The 18073-nt window shown below is 55.5% G+C and carries 19 protein-coding genes and 2 tRNA genes; 12 read left to right on the top strand and 9 right to left on the bottom strand.

Translation table 11 applies throughout. The features are described from left to right. Together ABLX76_RS05710 and ABLX76_RS05705 are read right to left on the bottom strand one after the other, a co-directional pair. Window positions 1-237, bottom strand: a complete 237-nt coding sequence (locus tag ABLX76_RS05710) for a hypothetical protein (protein ID WP_048297836.1) — start codon at window positions 235-237, stop codon at window positions 1-3. A 306-nt stretch (window positions 238-543) separates the two neighbouring features. Then, a complete protein-coding gene (locus ABLX76_RS05705) occupies window positions 544-1464 on the bottom strand; it encodes a LysR family transcriptional regulator (RefSeq protein ID WP_101978052.1) in 921 nt (306 codons plus the stop codon). Between the two features lie 140 nt (window positions 1465-1604). Between ABLX76_RS05705 and ABLX76_RS05700 the strand changes: the two genes are divergently transcribed. Then, window positions 1605-1994 (top strand): RidA family protein, encoded by a 390-nt coding sequence (locus ABLX76_RS05700; protein WP_101978053.1) that lies wholly within the window; start codon window positions 1605-1607, stop codon window positions 1992-1994. A gap of 279 nt (window positions 1995-2273) precedes the next feature. Here the strand turns inward: ABLX76_RS05700 and ABLX76_RS05695 are convergent. Together ABLX76_RS05695 and mtfA are read right to left on the bottom strand one after the other, a co-directional pair. Beyond that, window positions 2274-2349, bottom strand: a tRNA-Asn gene (locus ABLX76_RS05695). A gap of 100 nt (window positions 2350-2449) precedes the next feature. Then, the gene (gene mtfA / locus ABLX76_RS05690) at window positions 2450-3250 is read right to left on the bottom strand and encodes a DgsA anti-repressor MtfA (protein WP_072096628.1); all 801 of its coding nucleotides are present in this window, start codon (window positions 3248-3250) and stop codon (window positions 2450-2452) included. Window positions 3251-3340: 90 nt separating this feature from the next. Between mtfA and ABLX76_RS05685 the strand changes: the two genes are divergently transcribed. Further along, a tRNA-Ser gene (locus ABLX76_RS05685) sits at window positions 3341-3430 on the top strand. 275 nt (window positions 3431-3705) lie between these two features. Here ABLX76_RS05685 and ompC read toward each other — a convergent pair. Next, window positions 3706-4842: a porin OmpC gene (gene ompC, locus ABLX76_RS05680; RefSeq protein WP_023290294.1), complete on the bottom strand. Its 1137-nt coding sequence runs from the start codon at window positions 4840-4842 to the stop codon at window positions 3706-3708. 541 nt (window positions 4843-5383) lie between these two features. Here ompC and drpB point away from each other — a divergent pair. The 4 genes from drpB (at window position 5384) to ABLX76_RS05660 (ending at window position 8370) form a co-directional block, all read left to right on the top strand. Continuing rightward, a complete protein-coding gene (gene drpB, locus ABLX76_RS05675) occupies window positions 5384-5665 on the top strand; it encodes a cell division protein DrpB (RefSeq protein WP_065881043.1) in 282 nt (93 codons plus the stop codon). 42 nt (window positions 5666-5707) lie between these two features. Beyond that, on the top strand, window positions 5708-6418 hold the full coding sequence (locus ABLX76_RS05670) for a phosphohydrolase (RefSeq protein ID WP_348874172.1): 711 nt from the start codon (window positions 5708-5710) through the stop codon (window positions 6416-6418). 76 nt (window positions 6419-6494) lie between these two features. Further along, window positions 6495-7895, top strand: a complete 1401-nt coding sequence (locus ABLX76_RS05665) for a DNA cytosine methyltransferase (protein WP_348874170.1) — start codon at window positions 6495-6497, stop codon at window positions 7893-7895. Then, on the top strand, window positions 7876-8370 hold the full coding sequence (locus ABLX76_RS05660; protein ID WP_348874168.1) for a very short patch repair endonuclease: 495 nt from the start codon (window positions 7876-7878) through the stop codon (window positions 8368-8370). Before ABLX76_RS05665 ends, ABLX76_RS05660 begins: the two co-directional genes overlap by 20 nt. Here ABLX76_RS05660 and yedA read toward each other — a convergent pair. After that, entirely contained in the window at window positions 8345-9256 is a 912-nt protein-coding gene (gene yedA, locus ABLX76_RS05655; RefSeq protein WP_023290289.1) for a drug/metabolite exporter YedA, read from the bottom strand. The genes ABLX76_RS05660 and yedA overlap by 26 nt on opposite strands. Window positions 9257-9439: 183 nt before the next feature. Here yedA and ABLX76_RS05650 point away from each other — a divergent pair, with 183 nt between their 5' ends. Further along, window positions 9440-10351: a DUF808 domain-containing protein gene (locus ABLX76_RS05650; RefSeq protein ID WP_044524012.1), complete on the top strand. Its 912-nt coding sequence runs from the start codon at window positions 9440-9442 to the stop codon at window positions 10349-10351. A 116-nt stretch (window positions 10352-10467) separates the two neighbouring features. Next, a complete protein-coding gene (gene dgcQ, locus ABLX76_RS05645; RefSeq protein WP_023290287.1) occupies window positions 10468-12147 on the top strand; it encodes a cellulose biosynthesis regulator diguanylate cyclase DgcQ in 1680 nt (559 codons plus the stop codon). Window positions 12148-12446: 299 nt separating this feature from the next. On the opposite strand, the gene yodD is transcribed toward dgcQ, so the two are convergent. Further along, window positions 12447-12668 carry a YodD family peroxide/acid resistance protein gene (gene yodD / locus ABLX76_RS05640; protein ID WP_004203478.1) on the bottom strand — a complete coding sequence of 74 codons (222 nt, stop codon included), beginning with the start codon at window positions 12666-12668 and terminating at the stop codon, window positions 12447-12449. Between the two features lie 136 nt (window positions 12669-12804). Here yodD and dsrB point away from each other — a divergent pair, with 136 nt between their 5' ends. Further along, window positions 12805-12996: a protein DsrB gene (gene dsrB / locus ABLX76_RS05635; RefSeq protein WP_004203477.1), complete on the top strand. Its 192-nt coding sequence runs from the start codon at window positions 12805-12807 to the stop codon at window positions 12994-12996. A 32-nt stretch (window positions 12997-13028) separates the two neighbouring features. Here dsrB and rcsA read toward each other — a convergent pair whose 3' ends face one another. Then, window positions 13029-13652 carry a transcriptional regulator RcsA gene (rcsA, locus tag ABLX76_RS05630; RefSeq protein WP_023290286.1) on the bottom strand — a complete coding sequence of 208 codons (624 nt, stop codon included), beginning with the start codon at window positions 13650-13652 and terminating at the stop codon, window positions 13029-13031. 374 nt (window positions 13653-14026) lie between these two features. Here rcsA and yedD point away from each other — a divergent pair, with 374 nt between their 5' ends. Next, complete coding sequence (gene yedD, locus ABLX76_RS05625) at window positions 14027-14461, top strand: lipoprotein YedD (protein ID WP_074442530.1); 435 nt, start codon at window positions 14027-14029, stop codon at window positions 14459-14461. Between the two features lie 41 nt (window positions 14462-14502). Here yedD and amyA read toward each other — a convergent pair whose 3' ends face one another. Further along, window positions 14503-15990, bottom strand: coding sequence for an alpha-amylase (gene amyA, locus ABLX76_RS05620; RefSeq protein WP_348874165.1), 1488 nt, complete (start codon window positions 15988-15990; stop codon window positions 14503-14505). Between the two features lie 200 nt (window positions 15991-16190). Here amyA and tcyJ point away from each other — a divergent pair, with 200 nt between their 5' ends. Then, window positions 16191-16991 carry a cystine ABC transporter substrate-binding protein gene (gene tcyJ, locus ABLX76_RS05615; RefSeq protein WP_004203468.1) on the top strand — a complete coding sequence of 267 codons (801 nt, stop codon included), beginning with the start codon at window positions 16191-16193 and terminating at the stop codon, window positions 16989-16991. A gap of 95 nt (window positions 16992-17086) precedes the next feature. Further along, on the top strand, window positions 17087-18073 hold the full coding sequence (gene dcyD / locus ABLX76_RS05610; protein ID WP_348874163.1) for a D-cysteine desulfhydrase: 987 nt from the start codon (window positions 17087-17089) through the stop codon (window positions 18071-18073).

The raw sequence follows: 18073 nt of genomic DNA, 5'->3' as shown, positions 1-18073 counted from the left end.
TTACTGAGGATCTTTTTTTTGGCTGCCATTGTCCATGAAAGCGAATATCCCCGTTATGATAGCCAATATCCAGAATATAATACTGATGAGTGCTGCAGAATCCATATTGTCAAAACACTCCTGACCACACCCACTACCGCTGACCCCCATCCCGACGATCATGAAGCTCATCATGCCGCTCAGCAATGCCAGAATCACGAAAACTACGGTGATGATAATTTTTATACCTTTTGTCATAAATTAATATCCTTATTTTATTAAATGCAATTTTCTATAATTATAATGAATGATGCGGGAATGACGCTATTAAATATAAAGTGTACCTCATCGGTAATCCCATGAATACTGTAGTTAGGTAAACAGGCTAGTGTTAGGTAAATATTTCCAGCAAGTTCGGAATAGGACTGCAATCCCGCATTATAGTTCTCGAATTCGTTATAAATATTTAAATTGGGAAAACGATTTCTATTATTCACTTTCGTTCAAAACAACGGGAATGACCCCCATCGTCGTTGATAAGCGAATCAGGGGGCTGGGATGTCGTTATTTATTGTTGGCAATCGGGACATGCTGCTGCATCACTTCAACGATCCAGTCAATAAAAACGCGCAGCTTGGCGTTGACATGGCGGTTCGGTGGAAACGCCAGGTACAGAGGCATTGGGCTAATCCGCCATTGTGTAAATAATGGAATCAAAGCGCCACCGGCCTGATGCGCTGCCGCCATATAGTTGGGCAGCGCAATCACGCCTAAGCCAGCTAACCCAGCTTCGAGGTAAGCATTGCCATCATCCACGGCAAGGACGTAGTTGCCCGTGATTTCAATACGTTCATTCTCACTGCGCAGTACCAAAGGATCAATCTTACTGGTGCGTGAGGACAAGAATCCCACTATGCAATGGTCAGTATTTTGCAGCTCTCGCGGGTGTGCGGGAGAGCCAAGGCGTTCCACATAACGGGGGGCGACGTAGACGCCGATTGGCAAATCGCCGACATGGCGTGCGATTAGGGACTGGTCGGTGATTTCGCCACCGCGCAGGATGCAATCCACGTTGTCGCCGATCAGATCTACCTTCCGGTCGCTCACGCCCATGTCGAACTGGATATCAGGGTAGCGGGCGTGGAAAGCCGGTAGCGCCGGCACCAGGATGAGGCGGGCTAACGGACTGGGCACATCCACCCGTAGCCTTCCCCTGGGCGTCATCGCCGCACTGGACAGGCTGTTTTCAGCATCCTCCATGTCCGCCAGCAGGCGGATGACGCGCTCGTAGTAGACCGCGCCATCGGGAGTCACCCCAAGCTTGCGGGTGGTGCGATGGAGCAATTTGACGCGCAGTCGCGCTTCCAGTTGCTGAATAAGTTGCGTCACCGTGGTTTTGCTCATATGAAGCGTTTGGGCAGCCTTCGTGAAGCTCCCTGCCTCCACCACCCGAGCAAAGGCGCGCATCGCATCGAAACGATCCATTTCTTATCCTGTCTTTCATTGATTGTTTGGATATTACAAACAATGAGGGACAAAGTCGCTTGTTTATCCGCCCGATCTTGCCGTTGTACAGTGTCTTTACATTCACCGGGCTGAATTCGCCCCAGCATAAAGGTACAAACATGACAGCACGCGAAGCCGTTTTTCCCCTCGGTCGGCAGGCGCTCTATGAGCGCAATCGGTATTCACCGGCCATCAAATCCAATGGTTTCTTGTTTGTTTCGGGGCAGGTGGGTAGCCACGAGGATGGTTCGCCTGAGCACGATCTGAAAGCACAGGTCAGGCTGGCGTTCAAAAATCTTAATGCTGTGCTCGCAGCGGCGGGTTGCACGTTTAGGGACGTGGTTGACGTTACCCTCTTTGTCGTCGATCCTGAGTCAAATCTCGACGCTATCTGGAGTATCCTGCCAGAATATTGGGGAGAAGCCCCTTATCCTACGCTGACCGGGATTGGCGTGACGTGGCTTTATGGATTTAAGTTCGAGATTAAGGTTATTGCCAGGCTACCCTAAGCGTTACGGGTCTTTCCGCCAGTTGGGCAGCCCGCGCTGTCTGTAGCGGTAACTGCCGGATCGGGATCGTCTGCTACCCAGCGGCAGACCCAGTGGTTACCGTCGGATCGAAAGTCTGTAGCCATAAGGTTGGGAGCAGCGGCGCTGCTTTTCACCTGCGGGGATCGCATACGGAACGTTGGACGGTACCAACGGTACGATGCTGCTTATACCCGCTGGCGTGGGGCTCACGGAAAGCAAAAAGCCCGCTCAGGTTTCCCTGAGCGGGCTTTTTAAATTTGGCTCCTCTGACTGGACTCGAACCAGTGACATACGGATTAACAGTCCGCCGTTCTACCGACTGAACTACAGAGGAATCGTGTGAACGAGGCGCATACTACTGGCCCGGCATTTTTGTGTCAACACTAAAATTAACCTGCTGATTCAAATGGCTAAATTTAGCTCAACACGTTGTTTTAGTGAACAATGCGCCGCTCGTCTTCGTCCTGCAGGCCATTTTCACGTCTGCGCGCCAGCGGATCCTGGCGGTAAAAATGGCAAAAACGCTGCCACAGGGCCGGGAAGCGGGGCGCGAACAGTTCAGGCGCGCTGAAAAAATATTCCGAAAGGACGGCGAAGCACTCCGCGGGATCGGTGGCGGCATAGGCGTCAATGCTGGCGGCGCTTTCCCCCACCAGATCAATCTCATCCTGAATGTTGTTCATCGCCGCGTGGAGATCGTGCTCCCAGCCGGCGACTTCGCGCAGTGGGATCAGCGGCACCCCGCTGGCCCGATCGCCATTCCGCGCATCAAGCTTATGCGCCACCTCATGCACCACAAGGTTAAAGCCTGACGCATCAAAGGAGTCCTGAATATCCAGCCAGTTCAGCACTACGGGACCCTGCTGCCAGCTTTGCCCCGACTGCACCACCCGCTGGTTGTGGACCAGACCAATATCATCCTCCCATTCATCATCCACGACAAAGGGGGCAGGGTAGATCAGCACTTCATGAAAACCGTCCAGCCACTCAATCCCTAGCTCAAGTACCGGCAGGCAAAAGAGCATAGCTATCCGCGCCTGGTGCAACGGAGTCAGCTCCAGCCCCTGAAGCGCCACCAGACGTTTTTGCTGTAAGAAACGGGCAGCCATCTGCGTCAGCTTGTGTTGCTCAGCGGGCGAAAGGTGGGCTAAAACCGGAATGGCAAGCGCTTGCTCCCAGGGCATCTCTGCGTTGCCGGACTCATCATCTGCTTTCCAGGGCCATTTAAACATCATATTGCTCGCAAAGTCGTCACTTGAACACGATTACCGAAACGGGAGCTATTAAAATGCCAAAGATCCTGGCATTATAGCAACCACAACAGCGGAGAGATGCCGGAGCGGCTGAACGGACCGGTCTCGAAAACCGGAGTAGGGGCAACTCTACCGGGGGTTCAAATCCCCCTCTCTCCGCCAACTATTCTTTCTCTGACCATTCCCCTTCAATAACACCGTTAGCTTCAGGTATAACGCCTGCGCTGGGGTATCGCCATCATCATCGTCCTGGTTTCAGCGTAAAGACGCGGTAGTGCGCCTTGTCCTTTTGTGGTCTTACCGCCGCAATTTGCCCGAACGAGCTTAAACGCATCATAAAGAGGGAAGGTACGCCTGGAAAGCGGCAATGTTGAAAAGAGTGATCTCAACGGAGCGGGAACAAGAAAAAGCCCGCTGAGCGCGGGCTTTGATGGGGATCAGAACTGGTAAACGAGACCGAGGGCCACGATATCATCGGTCGAGATACCGTTGTTGCGGTAGAAGCGGTCGTCTTCATCCAGCAGGTTGATTTTGTAATCCACATAGGTGGACATATTCTTATTGAAGTAGTAGGTCATGCCGATGTCGACATACTTGACCAGATCCTTGTCGCTATAGCGAGAGTAGTTGTAAAGATCTTTCCCCTTCGATTGCAGATAGGCCACGGATGGACGCAGCGGTAAATTATACTCATCGAACTGGTACTGGGCGACGACTTCAAAGTTCTGCGTCTTGTTGGCAATAGCGCCGTTGCCGTAGAAGGTCATGTTGCGGGTTTCCGCATACATGGCGGCCAGATAGATGTTGTTGGCGTCATATTTTGCGCCGACGGTCCAGGCCTCGGCTTTATCACCGTTAGCGTAAATATGGCTGCTGCGTGCTGCCGCCAGCTGGTTATGGGTACGGTCGGAAGCCGAGTAGGCGGCCCCGAAGCTGATGCCCATATCGAGATCGTAGTAGCTGGAGATACCAAACCCGTCGCCATTTTCCCGCGCCAGTTTACGAGCGCCGCCGTTGTTAGTGCCTTCGCCAGAACCGGCGTTTTCATTATTCCCCTGATACTGCAGGGCGAAATGCAGGCCGTCGACGAGGCCGAAGAAATCGCTGTTACGGTAGGTGGCCACCCCGTTGGTGCGGCCGGTCATGTAAACGTCGGTCTGGGTGTAGGTATCGCCGCCGAATTCCGGCAGCATATCAGTCCAGGATTCGATGTCGTACACCACGCCGTAGTTACGGCCATAGTCCAGTGAGCCATAGTCAGCAAACTTCAGACCGGCGAAGGCCAGACGAGTCCATGAATTCGCGCCTTCCCCTTCGCTGGTGTTCGCTTTGACATTGTATTCCCACTGACCGTAGCCGGTTAACTCGGAAGCGATCTGCGTTTCGCCTTTGATGCCTAAGCGAGCATAGGTCTGGTCGCCGTCCTCGCTGGTGTCGTCAGAGAAGTAACGCAGGCCGGCGACTTTCCCATAAAGGTCCAGTTTGTTGGCGTTGTTGTTATAAATTTCTGCAGCATTAACGGCATTGACCATGAGTAATGCCGGTACCATGAGTGCCAGTACTTTTCTTTTCATTATATATTCCCTTTTAATAATAATTTCTGTGAATTATGACAATCCCTCCGGAATGCCTGTCAGATACTAACGACTAAGTTCATTTTTATTTAAAATAAAATATGTAAATAAATAATGTAAGATATTACAAAATGTTTCTGTGTGGTTCATTATATTAAATTTAAATGAATCTGTTTTAATGATTATTTTGTTGTATAGCAATGAGTTATGTGGCTGCGTTGCGATCGTGGTTAACAGAATGAAATCATTTATATTAATTTAAAGCGAGTTGGTCATTCAGCCTTTAAATATAATTTATTAGTCACTTCCGCCGGCGGAGAGATAATTTGAATACACGGCATGGCTGGGTGTCGTTAATGTTTAAGCCCGTGGGTAAAGAATAAAAAAACCACCCCTGCGTATTTCCGTTGGCAGAATAAGTGATAAGTGGGTGCAGAAGACAAGGATGAAACTGCTGCCTGTGGCGCAGTATGGCGGTATAATGTGATGAGCGTCACGTTTTTGAGTGGCGGTAGTATGATTTGTCACGGAGAGGAATGAGATGGAAGAGCAGGCAAAACGCAGCCCGGGCGGCAAACTCGCGCTATGGGCGTTGTATGCCTTTTGCGGATATTGTGTCTGGGTTATTGTGCGTTACTGGTGGGTGGTGGGAAAAATTCACAGCGTCCCCGGCGCCAGCGCGGAGGGCGACTTTGGCACCATGGCAGGGAAATGGCTTGGCGCCCTGTTGGGAATGCTGGTGCTCGCCGGCATTGGCGCGATCCTCGGCGCTGTCGTCTGGTATACACGGCCCTCCGGAAGCAGGCGGGATCATCGGTCGTAAAGTTGCTATGCTCGAGGCTGACCTACAGATAAAGGAACGCCTATGAACCTGGTAGACTGGCAGCAACGATTTGAGCACTGGATACTGACGCACCACGCCCAGGAGGATGCGGCGCACGATCTGTCCCATTTTCGTCGCGTCTGGGCCACCGCCACCCGGCTGGCCGCCGGGGAGGTGGAAGTCGACAGGCTGGTGCTTCTCACGGCCTGCTATTTTCATGACATTGTCAGTCTGCCTAAAAATCATCCGGAGCGAAGCCGCTCCTCGATGATGGCTGCCGAGAAAACCCTGGCGATTTTGCAGTCGTCGTTTACCGATTTTCCCGCAGACCGCTATGCGGCGGTCAGCCATGCTATTGAGGCGCACAGCTTTAGCGCGGCGATCCCGCCGCGCACGCTGGAGGCGAAAATCGTCCAGGACGCCGACCGTCTCGAGTCGCTTGGGGCGATTGGCCTGGCGCGGGTCTTCGCCGTCGCCGGCGCCCTGAACACCATTCTGTTTGATGCCAACGATCCTTTCGCCGACCGGCGAGCGCTGGATGACAGAAAATATGCCCTCGACCATTTCCAGTGCAAGCTCCTGCGCCTGCCGGAAACCATGCAGACCGCTGGAGGAAGGGCTATGGCGCAGCATAATGCGCGCTTCCTCGTCGAGTTTATGGCCAAGATCAGCGCGGAGCTGAAGGGGGAACCCCTGGCGCTGGATGAGGCGGTTTTACGCCGCTTTGCACCGCAGCCGTCAACCGACCAGTGATTTATGGTACTCTCTGCAAAAATCGTCCGCGCTGGTTGAGGATATGCCACAAAAGTTAAGCAAGGAAAACAGGTCGTTGTCATTGACGGAACAGGCCGGTGAAGAGGCTCAGGCGCTGCTGCGCCAGCTGATGACGATCTACGATGTGAAAACGCTGGTCGCCGAACTGGTGAGCGTCGGGGAGCAGCACTGGAGCGCGGCGATCCTCAAGCGCGTGGCGGCCCTCAGCCGCGCGGCAGCGCGTTTGCGTCCGCAGGAGGTCGCTCATCTGGCGACGCTGCTGCCGTCGCCGCCGGCCCATCATCCGCACTATGGATTCCGCTTTGTCGATCTGTTTGCCGGTATCGGCGGGATCCGCAGCGGTTTTGAAGCTATCGGCGGGCAGTGCGTCTTTACCAGCGAGTGGAACAAGCATGCGGTGCGCACCTATAAGGCCAACTGGTATTGTGATCCGCAGCAACACCGTTTCAATGAAGATATTCGCGATATCACCCTCAGCCATCGCCCCGACGTTAGCGATGACGAGGCGGCGCAGCATATCCGCGAGACTATCCCGCAGCATGATGTGCTGCTGGCCGGCTTTCCCTGCCAGCCTTTCTCACTCGCCGGCGTGTCGAAAAAAAATGCCATGGGTCGCGCCCACGGCTTTGCCTGCGAAACCCAGGGGACGCTGTTTTTTGATGTAGTGAGAATTATCGCCGCCCGTCAGCCGGCGATCTTTGTGCTGGAGAATGTCAAAAATCTCAAAAGCCACGATCAGGGGCGGACCTTCCGCATCATCATGCAGACGCTGGATGAGCTGGGGTATGAGGTCGCTGACGCCGCGCATAGCGGGCCGGACGATCCGAAGGTGATCGACGGGCGCCATTTCTTACCGCAGCACCGGGAGCGCATCGTGCTGGTGGGCTTCCGTCGCGATCTGCAGCTGCACGAGGGGTTTACGCTGCGCGATATCGCGGCGCTGTACCCGGCGGTTCGGCCAACATTTGGCGAGCTGCTGGAGCCGACGGTGGATGCTAAATTTATCCTCACGCCGGTACTGTGGAAATATCTTTATCGATATGCCCGCAAGCATCAGGCGCGGGGCAATGGCTTTGGTTATGGCCTGGTGGACCCCACCAATCCCCACAGCGTGGCCCGGACGCTCTCCGCCCGCTACTATAAAGATGGCGCCGAAATTCTCGTCGATCGCGGCTGGGATCGGCCGCTGGGCGAGACGCATTTTGACGATCCGCAGAATCAACAGCGGCGTCCTCGTCGGTTGACGCCGCGGGAGTGCGCCCGGTTGATGGGTTTCGAATCGCCTCAGGGGGCGCGTTTCCGCATCCCGGTGTCGGATACCCAGGCCTATCGTCAGTTCGGCAACTCGGTGGTGGTTCCGGTCTTCGCCGCGGTGGCGAAGCTCCTGGCCCCGCGCATCGCTCAGGCGGTGGCGCGTCGCGAAGCGGGTGATAACGATGGCGGATGTTCACGATAAAGCCACGCGCAGTAAAAATATGCGGGCTATCGCCACGCGTGATACGGCGATCGAGAAGCGGATAGCGGCGCTGTTGACTCAGGCGGGATTCACCTTTGTTGCCCAGGATCGCGAGCTGCCGGGACGCCCTGATTTCGCTTTACCCGATTACCGTTGCGTCATCTTTACCCACGGCTGTTTCTGGCATCACCATGACTGTTACCTGTTTAAGGTGCCGGCCACCCGGACGGCGTTCTGGCTGGACAAGATCGCCGGCAACGTGGCGCGCGATGCCCGTGACCGGCAAAAGCTGGCCGAGCAGGGCTGGCGGGTGCTTATCGTCTGGGAATGCGCCCTGCGCGGTCGGCTGAAGCTGAATGACGAGGCGCTCACCGAGCGTCTGGAAGAGTGGATCTGCGGCGCCGAACACGACGCGCAGATCGACACCCAGGGTATCCGCGAACTGGCGCTTATTTCGACGCCTTACAAGGGGTAGCTTCGCTGCGAACCGGGAAAAGGTATTTCCCCAGCGTCACCAGCACGACGGCAAAAATAATCACCGCCAGCGCCAGCCACTCGATCAGGGACAGGCTTTCGCCACCGAATCCGGTACCAAGCAGAACCGCCACCACCGGGTTGACATAGGCGTAGCTGGTGGCCACCGCCGGGGTGACATTGCGGATCAAAAACATATAGGCGTTGATGGCAATCAGCGAGCCAAAGATAGCCAGGTAGGCCACAGCGGCGATCCCGGACCACGACGGAACACGGGTTAAGGTTTCGCCGCTCAGCCATGACGCGGCCAGCAGGACGATCCCGGCGGCGAGCATCTCGATTGCCCCCGCCATCATGCCGGTCGGCAGCTCGATCCGCGAGCCGTAAACCGAGCCGAAGGCCCAGCTCAGGGAGCCAATCAGGATCAGCAGCGCGCCCCAGGGGTTGCCGTTCAGGTTGCCTCCGCTGTTAAGCATCACAATACCCGCGAGGCCAATGGCAATCCCCAGCCATTCCAGTTTACGAGTGGCGATGCCGAAAAAGCGGCTGAAGCACAGGGTGAACAGCGGAACGGTGGCGACCATGACCGCGGCGATCCCGGAGGGAACGTGCTGATGTTCGGCCAGGGTGACAAAGCCGTTGCCGACGGCCAGCAGCAAAACCCCGATCAGCGCGGCGTTAAGCAACGGTCCGCGGGCCGGCAGTTTATGGCCGGTGGCCAACAGCCATCCCAGTAGCAGCACGCCGGCAGAGAGAAAGCGAATTCCGGCCATCATCAGCGGCGGCCAGCTGGCGACGCCGACGGCGATGGCGAAATAGGTAGAGCCCCAAATGATATACAGCGCAAACAGCGCCCCGATAAGCGGTAACAGCTGACGGGTAGACATACTTCCTCACGACGGTGCAGAGATAGAAAGGGGACATATAGTAAACGTGAAAACTATCCTGCTGGCGAGCGCTTAATTTGCGTCAGGTTGTTAAATTTATATTGACTAATTGTACCTTGGGCAGCGGCCGTTTTTTAACGCATACTCGAGGGAGACATTGATGAAAAGAGAAGGAAAATCATTTTGGCAGGAAGTAGTCTTTTAACATTACTCGATGATATCGCCACGCTGCTGGACGATATTTCCATGATGGGCAAGCTGGCGGCGAAAAAAACGGCGGGGGTGCTGGGCGACGATCTCTCCCTCAACGCCCAACAGGTGACCGGCGTGCGGGCAAATCGTGAGCTGCCTGTGGTCTGGGGCGTGGCGAAAGGGTCGTTCGTCAATAAAATCATCCTCGTGCCGCTGGCCCTGCTAATCAGCGCCTTCATTCCCTGGGCGATTACGCCGCTGCTGATGTTGGGCGGCGCGTTTCTCTGTTTTGAAGGGGTGGAAAAGGTGCTCCACAGCCTGGAAGCGCGTAAGCACAAAGAGGACCCAGCGCAACGGCAGCAGCGTCTTCAGGCGCTGGCGGATCGTGATCCGCTGGCCTTTGAGCGTGACAAAGTCAAAGGGGCGATCCGCACCGACTTTATTTTGTCCGCGGAAATTGTCGCCATCACCCTCGGCATTGTCGCGGAAGCGCCGCTGCTGAATCAGATCCTCATTCTGTCGGGGATCGCGATTCTGGTCACCGTCGGGGTCTATGGCCTGGTGGGGGTGATCGTCAAACTGGATGACATGGGCTACTGGCTGGCGGAGAAACGCAGTACCCTGGCGCAGTGGCTGGGCAAAGGGTTATTGACCGTGGCCCCCTGGCTGATGAAAGTGCTCTCTATCGTCGGAACGCTGGCCATGTTCCTCGTGGGCGGCGGGATTGTGGTTCACGGTATTGCGCCGCTACACCATGCCATTGAGCACTGGAGCGCGGGGCTGGGCGGCATGTTGGCCGCCTTGCTGCCGATGGTGGCTAATCTGGTGCTGGGTTTTATCATCGGCGCGGTGGTGCTGGCGGGCGTCAAGGCGGTCAGTCGCCTGCGTGGCGCGGTGAAGTAGTCAGGTGCGGCGCCGCATGACGGCGCCGCGTGGTCTACGCTAAAAGCGCCTCCGGTATCGGCAGAGACCGGGCGTGCTGACGACGTCAGATTTGCGCAACGTACTGCGAGAGAAAGATGGAAAAGCCACTACGGTTGAAGTTGAAAAAACTCTACCACCTGACTCGCCCGGCGCATGTGGTTAACATTTGTTTTATCGTGGTGCTGTTTTTCTCCACGCTGCTGATCTGGCGCGAAATCAATGTCCTGGAAGAGGCCTACGTGGCGAACCAGCGCAATAATCTGGCTAACGTCGCGCATGAAATGGATGGCCTGCTGCAGTTCAACATCGACAGGATGATGTTTTTTCGCCACGGTATGCAGTCCGCGCTTGAACGCCCGCTCGACGTCGATGTGTTGCACGAAGCCAGCCAGCGCTATCTGAGCCAACGCCACCAGGAGACCTGGCGGGTGGCGCTCCCCAACCGCCGGACGCTGCCGGTGTTTGGCGTCTCGGAGGGCGTCGTCAGGGATCACCCGCTGCTCTTGCCGGACGATCCGCTGGTGGTCAATGAACTGATGGCGACGCTGGAGCTGGGTTATCTGTTAAACCTGACGCAGCATGACCGCGATTTTGCCGAGCGGATGCAATATATCTCCCGCAGCGGTTTTTTCACCTCGACCCTGCCGCTGCGCGATGAATCGCAGGTGAAGACCTACTATTCGCGCGCCATCAGCGCCCTCTGGTTTACCCGGCAGACCCAGCGGAACAATCCGCACCGCGGCGTTATCTGGCAAACCTTTCCTGACGATGACCCGCAGCTGGAAGAGCAGGTGGTCACCGCCTCGATACCGCTGGATTTTGCCGGTTACTGGCGCGGCGTGCTGGCGATGGATTTCTCAGTCAGCGAAATAAAAGCATTTTTAATCAGCGCGATGCAGGGCGGGCAGGAGGGGGAATACCAGCTTTACGACAGCCATCTTAGCCTGCTGGCCTCTTCTGCGCCGGGGAATGTCCTGACGCTGCTGTCGCCGCGCGAACAGGAACTGCTCAGCCGCGCGTTTGCTCATGATAATCAGGGCGGTCTGCGTCTGCTGACGCGCTATATCAGCTGGGCCAAACTGCGCAATTTTGATGGCGTGCTGCTGCGGATCCATACTCTGCGGGAAGGCGTACGCGGCAACTTTGGCACCATCACCATCGCCCTGACCCTGATGTGGATCCTCTTCACCTTAATGCTGCTGCTCTCCTGGCTGGTGATCCGCCGTATGGTCCGCAATATGAGCGTTCTCCAGACCTCCCTGGAGTGGCAGGCCTGGCACGATGCCTTAACCCGCCTGCTCAATCGCGGGGCGCTGTTTGAGAAGGCGATGGCGGTAGCCAGCGACTGCCAGCGCAGCGGACGACCGCTGGCGGTCATCCAGCTCGATTTGGATCACTTTAAGGGCATTAACGATCGCTATGGCCATCAGGCGGGGGACAGAGTGCTGTCGATGGTGGCCAGTACGCTTGCCGGCACCGTCCGGGACGGTGATTTGCTGGGCCGCGTGGGCGGAGAGGAGTTTTGTGTCGTGCTGCCGAATACCACGCTGCAGGAAGCGGCGGCGGTAGCGGAGCGGCTACGCCTGCGTATTCATGGCCGGGAGGTCTTTTTGCATAACAACGTGACGCTGCGGGTCAGCGCGTCGTTAGGGGTGAGCGGCAGCGAAGAGCGGGGGGAGTATCACTTTGAAGCCCTGCAGTCGGTCGCCGATGGTCGATTGTATCTGGCCAAGCAAAATGGCCGCAACCAGGTCTGGTATCGCAGCGAAGCGTGAGCAAAACGTTTCGCCCGAATCAGGCAAAATGAGATTTTTCTTAAAGTGTTCGACGGGGATCGCGCTATCGAATGAAACCGGTTTGCGGCTAAGCCTTATCGCATCAGCCCTGCAGCCCTTTCTGCTGCGAAGCGCCAACTTTCTCAATATTTTGCGCCATGAATATCGCTTGTCATGCAAAATAATTGAGGATAATGTTTCAACGCATCGGATTTCCCGGTGTAACGAATTTTCAAGTGCTTCTTGCATTAGCAAGTTTGATCCCGACTCCTGCGAGTCGGGATTTTTTTCGCCCATCGCTAGCGGTTGGCTTCACTGGCGCTGAAATCATGAATATCGAGTTCAAATGCCTCCGCCAGTTCACGCCAGGTATGCGCCCCGCGGCCATCGATACTGGCGCGCTGTGGGTCATCGAGGATGCGATGGACTTCGCTTTCGCTGATCTCATTAATCGCCGCCAGCAGAGCATCAACGTTGACATCAACGTCGTTCCCGGTCTGGTCTGTCAATCGGTTCTTCATCATTACCCCCCCTCGCTGAGCGTCGCTCAAGCCTCTTTAAGTATAGTCGGTCTAAAAAAACGCCAGTCACTGCCCGCGACGCTGCGAGCGGCGTGGTTTTGTTCTACACTGGCTGGAAATAGAGAGGAGATGGATTATGCAGGTGAACGATCGTGTCACGGTGAAGACCGACGGTGGCCCACGTCGATCGGGCGTAGTGCTGGCAATTGAGTCGTTTAGTGAAGGGACGATGTATCTGGTTTCGCTGGAAGACTATCCCCTGGGGATCTGGTTTTTCAATGAAATAGGGCACCCGGATGGGATCTTCGTGGAAAAAGAAATCTCGTAAAACCGAACTGGCGGGACCACCGCCAGTTTGTTTCAGCGTAGATTCACCTGAATACCGCTGGTAATGTTTTCGGTCAGCCGAACGATGTGGTAAATCACCTGCTTATTATGCGTCTGTATTTTCTTTTTAATATTGCCTTTATGCGATGATACCGTTTTCGCTTTGATGTTCATTTGCGTTGAAATTTGCGAAGTACCATGCCCGGCCATCCACATTTGCAGCATATTTGATTCTGTTTTGCTCAGCGACAACGTCGGTAAATTTAACTGCCCCAGACTCGTGTTCTTGTATTTAAGATAATTAACCAGAATGACATCAAGGTCTTTTGGAGTGATCGATTTTGAGCTGATTAGCAGGTTCTTACGCACCCGTAGATAGCGGTCAAAATGGATGTTCGCCAGCGACATAAAAATCACAAACAACGTCGCCGGGTTTTGCGTGATGATCTGGCGAATAATGCCATTACTTTCATCATCATGCACAAAGCAATCTTCATTCAGAAACACCACCGCCGGGCAACATGACGCACAATGCCTGTGCAGATCCTCAGCGCAGTTGACCTCAACGATTTCCTGTTTTTTAATTCCCCGACTGGTCAGATATCCCGTTAGTCCCAACCGGGTATAACTGCACAAATCCATAATCATCGTTGACATGACCCATCCTCAATCAACACGTAACGATATACACTTCACACTGGCTGTGCGAAGCAGTCCTTGCGGGCGGTGATAATAGTAGGTTTAAGAAAGAACCCATTAGTTCCATTAAACTATTCCGCATCTCTGTATATAATTTGCCAGGAAAACTCTTAAAGTAAAGTCAAGAACCGGTAGTGTGAGCGAATTAAAAACAAAAAGTGCCCACGGATGCTATGGTTAGGCCCCAAACATTCTTTTACTTTCAGAATTTCCTTATTTCAAATGAAGGCTGCGATGCCTGGCCGTGTTTTGCCCGGCTTCTCCGCCTGCGGCGGGGGTGGAAGGCTTAACGCTTTAATGTCACAATACTTTTTTATCAGCTTGTGGGATGAATGATGAAACAGTTAGTTTTTGCTGGCATGGTGGTGGCGCTGGCCGGATGCGTGCAGGTTGATCGTTACGAAGAGGTTGTTAAAGCGCCAGCGCCGGCAGGCCTGGAAGGCTACTGGCAGACGAAAGGGCCGCAGAGCGAGATGATGAGTCCGGACGCCATCGCCAGCCTGATCGTCACCAAAGAAGGGGACACCTTCGACTGCCGCCAGTGGCAGCGTGTGATCGCCCAGCCGGGGAAACTGATGAACCGCGATAGCGATATCTACAACGTGACCGCTTCCCTGGATATCTACCCGATCGAGCGCGAGGGCAATACCCTTTCCTACGATCGTATGACGTTGACCCGCGTTGAACGTCTCACCCCGGAGTGCGAGAAGGCGTGGGCTAAAGCGCGTGCCGCCGCTCCAGTCAGCGCGCCGACCACCGCGCGCTAAGGTTCCGGCGGGCCACTGCTGGCCCGTCCGGCGTCAGATGACTACAGCACCGCCTCCAGCACCCACACGCTGACGCTTCCTCCGTTACAGGTAAAGGTTGCGCAGCCTTCGTCGTCAGTTTCGACAATCTCTTCCCGGTTGCCCAGGAAATCCCGCCAGCGCTTGTTGCCATAGTTCTCGCCCAGCGTCAGGGTCTTTTCTCCCTCATCACCATTGGACATCACCACCACGCAGCCGGGATCCTCGTCGGTGCCGCTGCGGCTGAAGGCAATGCAGTTGGGGTGATCGAACCAGAGAGTCTGCACGCCGTGGGCAAAGCGCTGACGGGCGTCGATCAGTTCGTGTAGCTGCTCGATGACGGGCATTTCTATGGCGTAGGTTTGTCCGTCGCCGCCGGTATCTTCATAGGAAGCGCCGAAGAGATCGGCATAGAAGACCGAGGGCACGCCATTTTCACGCAACAGAATCAGCGCATAGGCCAGCGGTTTAAACCATGGCTCAACCGGCGCCTCGAGCGCCTGCAGCGGCTGGGTATCATGGTTGGTGACCAGGGTGACGGCATGGAAGGGGTCGGCTTCCACTAGCGTCCCGCTGAAAATCTGGCTCATGTCGTAATCGCGCCCCTGGCGGGACGCTTCATGAAATTTCATCTGCAGCGGGGCATCGAACAGCATCGTCTTGCCCTCGACGAGGTCGATATACTGCTGGAGCTTTTCCACTTCATGGGACCAGTATTCCGCGACAATAAACAGCGGCTGCGGGGCCACCTCCTGAACATGTTCGATCCATGCTTTGTAAAACCAGGCGGGGATATGCTTCACGGCGTCAAGGCGAAAACCGTCGCAGCCGGTCTGCTCCATCACCCAGCGCGCCCAGTATTTGATCTCTTCGGTGACGGCGTGATTACGAAAATCGATATTGGCGCCCATCAGGTAGTCGAAGTTGCCAAGCTCATCATCGACTTGCTCATTCCAGCCTTCGCCGGTGTAGTCGTTGACGATTTTAAATACACCGTCTTCCGTCGGATTCTCGATGTGGTCAATGCCGCTAAAACACTTGTAGTCCCAGACAAACTGCGAATACTGCCCGGCGCGCACCGGGAAGGTATAGCGAGTCCATGCCTCGCACTCTATGATCGTCTCGTCAATTTGCGTGCGATCCTGCTCATCGACGCGCTGTACGCGCAAGGCATCTTTTTCATCGGCGCCCATTTTATGGTTCACCACCACGTCCAGCAGCACGGCGATGTCGTGCTCCTTCAGGGCGTTAACCGCCGCCAGCAGCTGGGTTTTATCGCCATATTTGGTGGCGACAGAGCCCTTTTGATCAAACTCGCCGAGGTCGAAGAGATCGTAGGTGTCATAGCCGACGGAATAACCGCCCGAGGCGCCTTTGTAGGCGGGTGGCAACCAGACCATATTGATGCCGATTTCGTTAAGACTGGGGGCCAGCGCTTCGACTTCACGCCACAGTTCGCCGCCGGCGGGGTAGTACCAGTGAAAACATTGCAACAAGGTGGGGTTTTTCATCTTCCATGCTCCAGACGTCAACAGGCTGACCTTTGCAGTATGGGAGATATCCCGCAAAACGGGTGAGGAAAGCCCTGAATTTCGCTATACCCTAAAGCGGATCATATATAATAAATTTGCATAAGATGTAGCGTAACGATGTTGGTGTCGGGCCGTTAAGCGCCTTACACTACAGGAAAATCCTAATCTTCGGGGTATCTATGAAATTAGCACTTCTGGGTCGTCAGGCGCTGATGGGCGCAATGGCCGTTGTTTTGATGGCTGGCGTTAGCGTGAAAACTTTTGCGGCGGAAAACCTGCTCAATCAGATTAAAGAGCGCGGCACGCTGCGCGTGGGCCTCGAAGGCACCTATCCTCCCTTTAGCTTCCAGGGTGATGACGGCAAGCTGACCGGCTTTGAAGTGGAGTTCGCCAACGAGCTGGCGAAACATCTGGGCGTGAAGGCCGACCTCAAACCGACCAAGTGGGACGGTATGCTGGCCTCGCTGGACTCCAAACGCATTGACGTGGTGATTAACCAGGTCACTATCTCCGATGAGCGTAAGAAGAAATACGATTTCTCTACCCCGTACACGATCTCCGGTGTGCAGGCGCTGGTGAAGAAAGGCAACGAAGGCGCGATTAAAACCGCGGCGGATCTGAAAGGCAAGAAAGTGGGCGTCGGGCTGGGCACTAACTATGAAGAGTGGCTGCGTCAGAACGTCCAGGGCGTGGATGTCCGCACCTATGACGACGACCCGACCAAATACCAGGATCTGCGCGTAGGCCGTATTGACGCCATTCTGGTTGACCGTCTGGCGGCGCTGGATCTGGTGAAGAAAACCAACAATACGCTGGCGGTCACCGGCGAAGCGTTCTCCCGTCAGGAAGCTGGCGTTGCGCTGCGTAAAGGCAACGATGACCTGCTGAAAGCGGTAGATGGCGCGATTGCGGATATGCAGAAAGATGGCAGCCTGAAGGCGCTGTCCGAGAAATGGTTTGGCGCTGACGTGACAAAATAACGGCCAGCGGTGAAAAAAGGCGCTCCTGGAAGCGCCTTTTTTTATTTAGCGCGTAACTGTGTGCATAATGAAGCATAACTGAGTCAGGAGGGGCCATGTCACTGCAAAATTTAACCCGCTTTCCGCGTCTGGAACTGATCGGCGCGCCGACGCCGCTGGAGTATCTTCCGCGTCTGTCCGATCACCTCGGGCGCGAAATTTTTATCAAACGTGATGATACGACGCCGCTGGCGATGGGGGGCAACAAACTGCGTAAGCTGGAGTTTCTCGCCGCCGATGCGCTGCGCGAAGGGGCGGATACGTTAATCACCGCCGGCGCGATCCAGTCTAACCATGTGCGCCAGACGGCGGCGGTCGCCGCCAAACTGGGCCTGCACTGCGTAGCGCTGCTGGAAAATCCCATCGGCACCCGGGCGGAGAACTATCTGAGCAATGGCAACCGCCTGCTGCTGGATCTGTTTAATACCCAGATTGAGATGTGCGATGCCCTGACCGATCCCGCGGCCCAGCTCGACGAGCTGGCGACCCGTATCGAAGCGCAGGGGTACCGCCCGTATGTCATTCCGGTCGGCGGCTCTAACGCCCTTGGGGTGCTAGGCTATGTGGAAAGCGCGCTGGAAATCGCCCAGCAGTGCGAAGACGCAGTGGAGATTTCGTCGGTGGTGGTCGCCTCCGGGAGCGCCGGCACCCATGCCGGACTGGCGGTCGGCCTTGAACAGCTGATGCCGCAGGCGGAACTGATCGGGGTGACGGTGTCGCGCGCTGTTGCCGACCAGCTGCCGAAAGTGGTGGCGCTGCAGCAGGCCGTGGCCAACAGCCTTGAGCTGCAGGCGAAAGCCGAGATCATCCTGTGGGATGATTACTTTGCACCGGGCTACGGGACGCCAAACGAGGAAGGGATGGCCGCCGTGAAGCTGCTGGCGCAACTGGAAGGTATTTTGCTTGACCCGGTCTATACCGGCAAAGCGATGGCCGGACTTATCGATGGCATTACGCAGAAGCGCTTTAAGGATGAAGGGCCGATTTTGTTCGTCCACACCGGCGGAGCGCCGGCGCTGTTTGCCTATCATCCTCACGTCTAA

Origin of the sequence: Klebsiella sp. JB_Kp004 (assembly GCF_040065795.1) — a bacterium.
Lineage (GTDB): Bacteria > Pseudomonadota > Gammaproteobacteria > Enterobacterales > Enterobacteriaceae > Klebsiella > Klebsiella quasipneumoniae.
The sequence above is the reverse complement of the archived record's forward strand: the minus strand, read 5'-3'. Positions and strand labels throughout refer to the sequence as shown.

Coding starts and splice junctions, on each gene's coding strand:
- ompC (WP_023290294.1), bottom strand. CDS start 4,842: ATGAAAAGAAAAGTACTGGCACTCATGGTACCGGCATTACTCATGGTC.
- ABLX76_RS05660 (WP_348874168.1), top strand. CDS start 7,876: ATGGCGGATGTTCACGATAAAGCCACGCGCAGTAAAAATATGCGGGCT.
- dcyD (WP_348874163.1), top strand. CDS start 17,087: ATGTCACTGCAAAATTTAACCCGCTTTCCGCGTCTGGAACTGATCGGC.
- yodD (WP_004203478.1), bottom strand. CDS start 12,668: ATGAAGAACCGATTGACAGACCAGACCGGGAACGACGTTGATGTCAAC.
- dgcQ (WP_023290287.1), top strand. CDS start 10,468: ATGGAAAAGCCACTACGGTTGAAGTTGAAAAAACTCTACCACCTGACT.
- ABLX76_RS05705 (WP_101978052.1), bottom strand. CDS start 1,464: ATGGATCGTTTCGATGCGATGCGCGCCTTTGCTCGGGTGGTGGAGGCA.
- ABLX76_RS05670 (WP_348874172.1), top strand. CDS start 5,708: ATGAACCTGGTAGACTGGCAGCAACGATTTGAGCACTGGATACTGACG.
- yedD (WP_074442530.1), top strand. CDS start 14,027: ATGATGAAACAGTTAGTTTTTGCTGGCATGGTGGTGGCGCTGGCCGGA.
- yedA (WP_023290289.1), bottom strand. CDS start 9,256: ATGTCTACCCGTCAGCTGTTACCGCTTATCGGGGCGCTGTTTGCGCTG.
- ABLX76_RS05710 (WP_048297836.1), bottom strand. CDS start 237: ATGACAAAAGGTATAAAAATTATCATCACCGTAGTTTTCGTGATTCTG.
- mtfA (WP_072096628.1), bottom strand. CDS start 3,250: ATGATGTTTAAATGGCCCTGGAAAGCAGATGATGAGTCCGGCAACGCA.
- rcsA (WP_023290286.1), bottom strand. CDS start 13,652: ATGTCAACGATGATTATGGATTTGTGCAGTTATACCCGGTTGGGACTA.
- drpB (WP_065881043.1), top strand. CDS start 5,384: ATGGAAGAGCAGGCAAAACGCAGCCCGGGCGGCAAACTCGCGCTATGG.
- amyA (WP_348874165.1), bottom strand. CDS start 15,990: ATGAAAAACCCCACCTTGTTGCAATGTTTTCACTGGTACTACCCCGCC.
- ABLX76_RS05700 (WP_101978053.1), top strand. CDS start 1,605: ATGACAGCACGCGAAGCCGTTTTTCCCCTCGGTCGGCAGGCGCTCTAT.
- tcyJ (WP_004203468.1), top strand. CDS start 16,191: ATGAAATTAGCACTTCTGGGTCGTCAGGCGCTGATGGGCGCAATGGCC.
- dsrB (WP_004203477.1), top strand. CDS start 12,805: ATGCAGGTGAACGATCGTGTCACGGTGAAGACCGACGGTGGCCCACGT.